At 69.2% G+C, this 9,814-nt stretch carries 6 protein-coding genes and 1 pseudogene; 1 reads left to right on the forward strand and 6 read right to left on the reverse strand.

Annotated elements, in window-relative coordinates:
* Positions 1 to 132: 132 nt before the first annotated feature.
* From DQP57_RS07170 to DQP57_RS07195, 6 genes are all read right to left on the reverse strand, one after another.
* Entirely contained in the window at positions 133 to 999 is an 867-nt protein-coding gene (locus DQP57_RS07170) for a cyclopropane mycolic acid synthase family methyltransferase (RefSeq protein WP_112632341.1), read from the reverse strand.
* Positions 1,000 to 1,132: 133 nt separating this feature from the next.
* Positions 1,133 to 1,993 (reverse strand): cyclopropane mycolic acid synthase family methyltransferase, encoded by an 861-nt coding sequence (locus tag DQP57_RS07175; protein WP_112632342.1) that lies wholly within the window; start codon positions 1,991 to 1,993, stop codon positions 1,133 to 1,135.
* A gap of 87 nt (positions 1,994 to 2,080) precedes the next feature.
* Positions 2,081 to 2,929 (reverse strand): alpha/beta fold hydrolase, encoded by an 849-nt coding sequence (locus tag DQP57_RS07180; RefSeq protein ID WP_430918366.1) that lies wholly within the window; start codon positions 2,927 to 2,929, stop codon positions 2,081 to 2,083.
* A gap of 67 nt (positions 2,930 to 2,996) precedes the next feature.
* Complete coding sequence (locus DQP57_RS07185; RefSeq protein WP_112632344.1) at positions 2,997 to 4,343, reverse strand: ABC1 kinase family protein; 1,347 nt, start codon at positions 4,341 to 4,343, stop codon at positions 2,997 to 2,999.
* Between the two features lie 41 nt (positions 4,344 to 4,384).
* Positions 4,385 to 4,999: a DinB family protein gene (locus DQP57_RS07190; RefSeq protein ID WP_112632345.1), complete on the reverse strand. Its 615-nt coding sequence runs from the start codon at positions 4,997 to 4,999 to the stop codon at positions 4,385 to 4,387.
* A gap of 2 nt (positions 5,000 to 5,001) precedes the next feature.
* Entirely contained in the window at positions 5,002 to 5,532 is a 531-nt protein-coding gene (locus DQP57_RS07195; protein WP_112632346.1) for a DinB family protein, read from the reverse strand.
* A gap of 84 nt (positions 5,533 to 5,616) precedes the next feature.
* On the opposite strand from DQP57_RS07195, the pseudogene DQP57_RS07200 reads away from it, so the two are divergent.
* A pseudogene (locus DQP57_RS07200) lies at positions 5,617 to 9,781 on the forward strand (NEW3 domain-containing protein).
* Positions 9,782 to 9,814 lie beyond the last annotated feature (33 nt).

The following is a 9,814-nucleotide window of genomic DNA, read 5'->3' on the forward strand; positions in this document are numbered from 1 at the left end:
CCGAAGAGATTCACTTCGTACAACCCGCGCACGCATCGGAGGGTCGAGTTTGACCAGCAACGATACCCAACGCCGAGGCGTGATCCGGAAAGGGTGCAAGTGCGCGTCGCGGACCCGACCGCGGATACGGGTCTACTTTTCCAGGGTGAACTGGTTGACGTCCACCCAGCCTGAGCGGAACGCGTTGGCGCAGCCGGTCAGATACTTCATGTACCGCTCGTAGACCTCGACGCACTGGATCTCGATCGCCTGATCCTTGCGCTCCCGCAGCGCGGCCGACCACAGGGTGAGGGTCCTCGCGTAGTGCGGCTGCAGCGACTGGCGGCGGGTCAGCGTGAAGCCGGCCTTCGCCGAGTGCTCCTCGACCATCTGGATCGTCGGCGCGCCACCGCCGGGGAAGATCTCGGTGAGGATGAACTTGAGGAAGCGCACCATCTCCATCGAGGTCCGCAGGCCCTGCTCGGCGAGCTGGTCGCGGGTCAGCGCGGTGATCGAGTGCAACAGCATGACGCCGTCGGCGGGCAGGATACTGTACGCCCTGGCGAAAAACTCGTCATAGCGGTCGCGGCCGAAGTGCTCGAAGGCGCCGATCGACACGATCCGGTCCACCGGTTCGTTGAATTCCTCCCAGCCGTGCAACAGCACCCGCCTACTGCGCTCGGTCTCCATCGCCTCGAACAACTTCTGCACGTGGCTGGCCTGGTTCTTCGACAGCGTCAGCCCGATGACGTTCACGTCGTAGCGCTCGATTGCCCGGCGCATGGTGGCACCCCATCCGCAGCCCACGTCGAGCAGCGTCATGCCGGGGCGCAGCCCCAGCTTGCCCAGCGAAAGATCGATCTTCGCGAGCTGGGCCTCTTCCAGGGTCATGTCGTCGCGCTCGAAATACGCGCAGCTGTAGGTCTGGCTGGGATCGAGAAACAGGCGAAAGAAATCGTCTGACAAGTCGTAGTGTGCCTGCACCTCTTCGAAATGCGGCGTCAATTTTTTGGCGGCCATGAGGCAACGCCTTCCTGGACCTCGCTGGCCCCCTCGACAGTCCGGCGCCCGTGCACGCACGTATACCCGAAGGGACGAGGCGGCTAATCGTTTGGTTCAGGCGACGCCGCAAGCCGCAGGCCGGGCCCGGCCGCTACTTGGTGAGGGTGTACTGGGCGACGTTGGAGATGCCCTTGCGGAAAAGCTCCGCGCAGCCGGTCAGGTAGCGCATGAAGCGGTCGTAGACCTCTTCGGACTGGACGGCGATGGCGCGTTCGCGATTGGCCGCGAGATTGGCCGCCCACATGTCCAGCGTGCGCGCGTAATGCGGCTGCAGGTATTGAGTTTGTTCGAGCGAGAAACCTGCCTGCCGGGAAAGGTCGACGATATCGGGTTCACCGCACATCTGCCCGCCGGGGAAAATCTCCTTGCCGAGAAAATGCAGAAAACGCAGGTCGGACATCGTGATTTTGATGCCGACCTCCTTCCAGTGCGACTGCGGATGCGTGAAAATGCTGTGCATCAGCATCCGGCTGCCCTCGGGAAGCGTCTTATACGCCCAATCCCAGAACGCGGGCCAACGTTCCTTTTTGAACGCGTCGAAGGCCTCGAAGCTGACGATCCGGTCCACTTGCTCGTCGAACTCTTCCCAACCCTGCAGCCGGGCCTCGGCCCGCCGCGTGGTCGGGATCGCCGCCAGCCGCGCCTTGGTGCGCGCGTAGTGATTCCGGCTCAGCGTGATGCCAATGACATTGACGTCGTATTTCTCCAGCGCGCGGACCACCGCACCGCCCCAGCCACACCCGACGTCGAGCACCGTCATGCCCGGCTCGAGTTTCATCTTGTCCAGGGCCAGATCGATCTTCGCGAGCTGCGCCTCTTCCAGCGTCATGTCGTCGTTCTTGAAGTAGGCGCAGGTGTACACCATGTTCGGGTCCAGGAACAGCGCGAAAAAGTCGTCTGAAATGTCGTAGGTTGCTTGCGACTCTTCGTAATACGGCTTCAGCTTGGCCAATTGAGACACCCACCCTTCTGTGCCAACCGTACAGCCCGGCGACATGGACTGAAAATCGCGGGGATGCGTTTCTACCAATGTTTTTGGCTAGCCGGCCCTGGCGAAGTTTTCCGTCAACACGCCGATCACCTGATCCCACAACTGCTGTGGAAGATCATGGCCCATGCCGTCGAATGTCACCAATCGGGCACCATCGATCGCGCGCGCCACGGCGCGCCCACCGAACGGCCGCATCAGCTTGTCCGCGGTGCCGTGGATCACCACGGTGGGGGCGGTGGTCTGGCGGTTGTAGCGACGCAGGCTGCCGCTGCCCAGCACCGCACCGAAATGCCTCGCCACGCCCTGCGGGTAGTAGTTGCGGTCGTAGCCCTCGGCGGCCTCGGCGCGGGCCTGCTCTTCGGGCACGCGGTAGCGCGGGCTGCCGATGATGTTGCCCACTCGCACCGCGTTGTCGATGATCACCTCGCGCGGCGAGTCGGGCGGCGGGCCCTTCAGCAGCGCCAGCAACGCGCGCGGGGCCGGCGGCGGCAGCAGCGCCGAATTGTTGCTGGAGAAAATGATCGCCAGCGTCTTGGTCCGCTCACGGAATCGCGCGGCGAAGATCTGCGCGATCATGCCGCCCATCGACGCGCCCACGATGTGGGCGCGGTCGATGCCCAGATGGTCCAGCACCGCGGCGGCGTCGTCGGCCATGTCCTCGAGCTTGTAGGCCGACTGGCTGGGCAGGCCCAGCCAGGACCGCAACAGCTTGGTCACCAGCGGCTGGCCGGAGCTGCGGTGTTGCGTCTTGCTGGACAAACCGACGTCGCGGTTGTCGTACCGGATGACGCGCAGGCCGTGGCCGACCAGCTTCTCGCAGAACGCGATCCGCCACAGCAGTAGCTGGGCGCCCAGGCCCATGATGAGCAGGACGGGCGGGTCGTCGATATCGCCCATGTCCTCGAAATACAGCTTCAGATCGCCAGAAATGGCGTGTCCCGTGCGGACCTGCACCGCAGTGCTCCTAAACCTCGATGTCGGAGGAGTGCTCGCGGCTGACTTCGACCATGAAGTTCGCGAAATAGCCCGTCAGCTGCGGATCCGACATCATCTGCCACTTGGGCGCCAGCAGCTTCATGTACCGCTCGACGTAGAGGAATTGCTTGCCGATCAGCACCAGCTCGCGGGGCAGCTTGACGTCGTAGGCGTCGGCCAGCGCCGACAGCTGCCGTCCGATGTCCGCGTAGGACATGTCGCCCAGCGTCTGCATGGTCAGCGGGGTGGCGAAGCGCTCCAGGTCCTTGGCGGCCTCGGCCTCGGGCTTCATGGTGCCGACGGCACCCATCAGCACCACGATCTTGCCCGCCGCGGCATGGTCCTTCTTGACCAGCAGCGCGTACACCAGCTCGCGCAGCAGCCAGCGGGTGCGCGGATCGATGCGGCCCATGATCCCGAAGTCGAAGAACACGATGCGGCCCTGCTCGTCGACGTAGAGGTTGCCGGCGTGCAGGTCGCCGTGGAACAGTCCGTGCCGCAGCCCGCCCTCGAACAGGCTGAACAGCAGCGCCTTGACCAGCTCGGTGCCGTCGAACCCGGCCTTGCGGATGGCGGCGACGTCGTCGATGCGGATGCCGTGCACCCGCTCCATCGTCAGCACCCGGTCGCTGGTGAAGTCCCAGAACACCTGCGGCACCCGGATGTTCTTGCCGAGCGGCGAGGCGTGCAGGTGCGCCACCCACGCCTCCATCGACTGCGCCTCCAGCCGGAAGTTCAGCTCCTCGGCCAGGTTGTCGGAGAAGTCGGCGACCACGTCTTGCGCCGAGAGCCGTCGGCCCAGCTTGGCCAGCTCGACGGCCTGGGCGAAACGCTTGAGGATCTGCAGGTCGGCCGCGACCCGGCGCCGGATGCCCGGGCGCTGGATCTTGACGACGACCTCCTCGCCGGTGTGCAGGGTGGCGTAGTGCACCTGCGCGATGGACGCCGACGCGAACGGTGTCTCGTCCCATTTGGCGAACAACTCGGACGGGTCACCGCCCAGCTCCTCGACGAAGAGCTTGTGCACTTCCTCGGATTCGGCGGGCGGCACCCGGTCGAGCAGGCCGCGGAATTCGCGGGACAGCGACTCGCCGAACGCGCCGGGGCTGGACGCGATGATCTGTCCGAATTTGACGTACGTCGGCCCCAGGTCGGCGAAGGTCTGCGGGAGCTGCTTGATCACCTTCTGCTGCCACGGTCCGCGGCCCGGCAGCTTGGTGACGATGCGAGCGGCGGTGCGGGTGACCTGCCAACCTGTCACGGCAACCCGGGCGGCTTCGACCGGCAACGGCACCCGGTCGAGCTTGGCCCCCTCTCGGTGTTTGGTAGAGCTCATCTGTGCAGTGTGCCAAATAGGCACGGATGAGTCCCAATCCTCTAACCCGGGCGCCCACCGCTGTCGCCGCGGTTCCAGGGCTGCACCCAGCCCTCGATCGCCCAGCCCTCCCGCGCGGCGATCAACTCGTACATGGTGGCGCCGTCGATCGTCTCCCGGATGATGTCGGCGTGCCCGGCGTGCCTAGCCAGCTCGTTGATCACATGCAGGATCACCCAGCGCACGGACCAGGCCTGCTGGTCCTTCGGAAACCAGGGAATGTCGCGGGGGACGGGCACCGCGGCGTCCAGGTCGGCGGACTCGACCAGCCGCAGCGATGTCGCGTTCTGGGCCTTGAACGCCTCCAGCAGCACGGCCAGCGTCTCGTCGGGCCGCATCACATGCTGGTCGGAGAACTCCGCGGCGATCTGCTCGAACGGTCGGGGATCCTTCGGCGGCGCGCTTGGCGCGGCGGCCACCCGCGCCATCCAGCTGCGCTGCATGCCGGTCGCGTGCTTGACCAGACCGCCGATCGACAGCGCGCTGACCGAGGGTGTGGACCGGGCCTGGTCGTCGGTGAGGCCGTGGCTGACAGCGAAATACGCGCTCTGGTGATAGGCCAGAAATTCGCGCAGGGCGCTGCGTTCGTCGGCTACCGGCGGGGCGAGGGCGGGCATTATCAATCCTCCTGAATGGCATGGCTGTGCAGGTAAAGGTCTCGGAGGCAGGCGATTTCGGCGCCATGGTGGATCGCTTCTCGATTGATGTGCAAGACCAAGTCGCTTAGCGGGTAGTCGGCGTACGGGCCTTCGGCCGCGCCGCAGCGGCGGGCCAGGTCGGCGGCGGACAGCGACCGCACACCGGTAATCCATGCGGTGTACGTCTCGTCCAATTGCCTCAGCGCAGTGGCGGCGCCGGTGGCGTAGTTCCAACTCTGATAGTCGGCGGGCGGTCCACCGAAATGGTGATGGGCACGCATCGCGAATACGCCGACGATGACGTGTGCCATGCGCCACGCGATCGTGGTGAACGGTGCCGGGATGGGCGGCGGGAACACGAAGTCCACCGACCCGCCGGGATGTACCGTCCAGCAGTTGGCCACCGGCTGCCAGAAGTACTCGTCGTCGGTTAGGCCGTCCAGCCGGGGGCGCAGATGTCCGCGCCAGTGCCAGTCGAGCTGCTCGGCCAGTTGGGTGGTCAGGTTCGACATGAGACTGAGCCTTCCAACGAGGGGCGGCAAGCGTACCAACCGTAACGGCTTTTTCGCGGCGGCGGGCCGCCGTAAGGTGCGGATATGCAGGTGATTTCGGCCGGGTCGACCGAGCTTTTCGTCGGGCCACCGGATGCGCCGCTGCAGCTGGTCCGCGTCACCGTCGCCGGGTGTCGCGAGCCCACGCCGATCCGCATCGACGGGCGCGGCCTGCGCGGCCAGGCCGTCGCCGAACCCGGATGCGAGTCCGTCGAGGTCGCGGTGACGGTCGACGACGCCGTCGTCGGGCAGCGCCGGCCCGCGCTGGCGCACGCCGGGGGCCTGCGGCTGCCGTTCGAGTTCACCGTGGCCGAGCCCGGCTGGACCATGTTCATGGTCAGCCACTTCCACTACGACCCGGTGTGGTGGAACACCCAGGGCGCCTACACCAGCGAATGGACCGAGGACCCGCCGGGCCGCGCCCGGCAGACCAACGGCTTCGAGCTGGTGCACGCCCACCTGGAGATGGCGCGCCGCGATCCCGAATACAAGTTCGTGCTGGCCGAGGTCGACTACCTCAAGCCGTACTGGGACACCCGCCCCGAAGACCGTGCCGACCTGCGCCGATTCATCGACCAGGGCCGCGTCGAGGTGATGGGCGGCACCTACAACGAGCCCAACACCAACCTCACGAGCCCCGAAACCACGATTCGAAACCTGGTGCACGGCATGGGGTTTCAGCGCCACGTTGTGGGGGCGAACCCGGCCACCGCCTGGCAGCTGGACGCGTTCGGCCACGATCCGCAATTCCCCGGCATGGCCGCCGACGCGGGGCTGACGTCGAGCTCGTGGGCCAGGGGACCGCACCACCAGTGGGGCCCCGCGCTGGGCGGCGGTGACGTCGAGCGCATGCAGTTCGCCAGCGAGTTCGAGTGGATCTCGCCGTCGGGCCGCGGACTGCTCACCCACTACATGCCGGCGCACTATTCGGCGGGCTGGTGGATGGACTCCGCGGCGTCGCTGGGCGAGGCCGAGGCCGCCACGTGCGAGCTCTTCGAGCAGCTCAAGAAGGTCGCGTTGACCCGCAACGTGCTGCTGCCGGTCGGCACCGACTACACCCCGCCCAACAAGTGGGTCACCGAGATCCACCGCGACTGGGCCGCCCGCTACACGTGGCCGCGGTTCGTGTGCGCGCTGCCGAGTGAGTTCTTCGCGGCGGTGCGGGCCGAGCTGGCGCAGCGCGGCCGCGTGCCGTCGCCGCAGACCCGGGACATGAACCCGATCTACACCGGCAAGGACGTGTCCTACATCGACACCAAGCAGGCCAACCGGGCCGCCGAGAACGCCGTCTTGCAAGCCGAGCGCTTCGCCGTGTTCGCCGGGCTGCTGACCGGCGCCCCCTATCCGCAGACCGCGCTCGCCAAGGCGTGGGTGCAGCTGGTCTACGGCGCACACCACGACGCCATCACCGGGTCGGAATCCGACCAGGTGTACCTCGACCTGCTGACCGGGTGGCGCGACGCCTGGGAGCTGGGCCGCGCGGCCCGCGACGACGCGCTGGCCCTGCTGTCCGGCGCCGTCGGCGCGGGCGACGTGATCGTGTGGAATCCGCTGACCTGCCCGCGCACCGACGTCGTCACCGCGCGCCTCGACCGGCCGCTCGGCGCCCGGGTCCGGGTGCTCGACGCCGACGGCGCCGAGCTGGCGGCGCACGTCGAACACGGTGGACGGTCGGTCAGCTGGCTGGCCCGCGACATGCCGTCGCTGGGCTGGCGGGCCTACCGGTTGGTGCCCGGTGCGGGGCGCGAACCGGCCGGCTGGGAAGCCGGTGCCGGGAACGGCGATCGCCAACGGGCACTACCGGCTCGAGGTCGACCCGGCGCGCGGCGGGGGCGTCGCCTCATTGCTCCAGGACGGCCGCGAGCTCATCGCCGGCGGGCGGGTGGGCAACGAGCTCGCGGTCTACGAGGAATACCCGGCGCATCCGAGCCAGGGTGAGGGCCCGTGGCATCTGCTGCCCAAGGGCCCGGTCGTGTGCTCGTCGGGAGCCCCCGCCCGGGTGCAGGCCTTCCACGGGCCGCTCGGTCAGCGGGTGGAGGTACGGGGCCGGATCGGCGCGCTGCTGCGCTACACCCAAACGCTGACGTTGTGGCGCGGGGTCGCGCGGGTGGAGTGCCGCACCACCATCGACGAGTTCAGCGGAGCCGACCAGCTGGTGCGGCTGCGCTGGCCGTGCCCGATACCGGGCGCCATGCCGGTCAGCGAGGTGGGCGACGCCGTCGTCGGCCGCGGTTTCGCCCTGCTGCACGACGGGTCGCGCGCCGTGGACTCCGCGAAGCACCTGTGGGCACTGGACAACCCGGCCTACGGGTGGTTCGGCCTGTCCTCGGCGGCCCGGGTCCGCGTCTCGGGCGCCGGCGTGCGGGCGGTGTCGGTCGCCGAGGTGGTGTCGCCGACGGAGACGCTGTCCGGGCCGCTGGCCCGGGAGCTGATGGTCGCGCTCGTCCGCGCCGGCGTCACGGCCACCTGCAGCGGCGCCGACAAGCCGCGCTACGGCAACCTCGCGGTCGATTCCAACCTGCCCGACGTGCGCATCGCGCTGGGCGGGCCCGGCCGCAACGCCTTCGCCGCGGCCGTGCTGGCCGACGCACCGGAGTACTCCGCGGAGCTGGACCGTCAGCTGGCGACGACCGGCCGGGCCCGGGTGTGGGTGCCCGCCGCGGCTCCGCTGGACGCGGTGTGGGTGCCCGACGCCGACCTGCGCCCGGCGCGGGCGTTGCCGGTGCTGATCGTCGACGGCCGCGACGACGAGCAGCTGCGGGCCGCGATCGCCGCCGTCGTCGACGACCTCGACGACGCCGAGATCGCCGTCACTCAGCGGGCACCCGCAGCGACGGGCACTTTCGAGGATCGCACCGTCGCCCTGCTCAACCGCGGCGTGCCCAGCTTCGCCGTCGACACCGAGGGCACCCTGTACACCGCGTTGATGCGGTCCTGCACCGGCTGGCCGTCGGGCATCTGGATCGACGACCCGCGCCGCACCGCGCCCGACGGCTCCAACTTCCAGCTGCAGCACTGGACGCACCACTTCGACTACGCGTTGGTCGGCGCGGCGGGCGACTGGCGGCGCGCCCAGATCACCACCCGCAGCGCCCAGTTCTCCCAGCCGCTGCTCGCCGTCACCCCGGGCCGGCGTCGGGGCGCGCTGCCGCCGGCCGGGTCGCTGCTGCGCGTGCAGCCCGCCGAATCGGTGCAGCTGGGCGCCCTGAAGGCCGCCGGCAATCCGCTGACCGCGGGCAGCGCGGCGCCGCTGGACCCGAACGCGGTCGCCCTGCGCCTGGTGCAGACGACCGGCGCGGCCACCGACGTCGCGATCGACTCGGACGTCGCGACGCTGAGCGGCCTGCACCGCGCCGACCTGCTGGAGTCCGCCCTTGAACCCGTGTCGTCGGTCGAGCTGCACGGCTATGAGGTGGCGACCGTCCTGGCCCGGTTCGACGCGCCGAGGGCGGCGACCGGCGCCGCCGCGCAGGCCCCGCACGCCGAGGCCGCGCAACCGCTGTATGCGCGGTACTGGCTGCACAATCGCGGCCCCGCGCCGCTCGGCGGGCTGCCGGCGGTCGCCCACCTGCTACCGGTGCGTGTGACCGCGGAACCCGGCGGCGAGGTGACGTTGCGGCTCACCGCGGCCAGCGACAGCACCGACGCCACCCTGCCCGGCGCCGTCACCCTCAGGTGTCCGGACGGCTGGACGGTCACGCCCGCCCAGCTGCCCTTCACCCTGGGGGCCGGTGACCACCTGCACACCGACGTGGTGGTGCGGGTGGCGGCCCGCGCCGAACCCGGGCTCTACCCGGTGCGCGCCGAACTGCGCGTCGCAGGCGAAGGCGTCCCGGCCTCCTGGCTCCAGGCGGTCGAGGACGTGTGCGTGGTGACGGTGGGTGAGCCCGGCGAGCTGATCTACCTGGCGGGCGGGCCCGGCGAGGTCACGCTCGCGGCCGGGGAGGCGGGCGCCCTGACCGTCACGGTCGGCAGCCGCGCCGGGGCCGACCTGGCGCTGGAGGCGCATCTGATCAGCCCGTGGGGCACCTGGGAGTGGATGGGTCCCGGCGCGCTCGGCGCGGTGCTACCGGCCCGCGGCACCGTCGACCTAGGCTTCGACCTGACCCCACCGGCCTGGCTGGGGCCCGGCCAGTGGTGGGCGCTGGTGCGGGTCGGCTGCGCCGGGCGGCTGGTCTATTCGCCGGCGGTGAAGGTGACGGTGACATGAGCACATCTGTGATCGCGACCGTTGCCGGCGTGC

Source organism: Mycobacterium colombiense, from assembly GCF_003284935.1.
Taxonomy (GTDB): domain Bacteria; phylum Actinomycetota; class Actinomycetes; order Mycobacteriales; family Mycobacteriaceae; genus Mycobacterium; species Mycobacterium arosiense_A.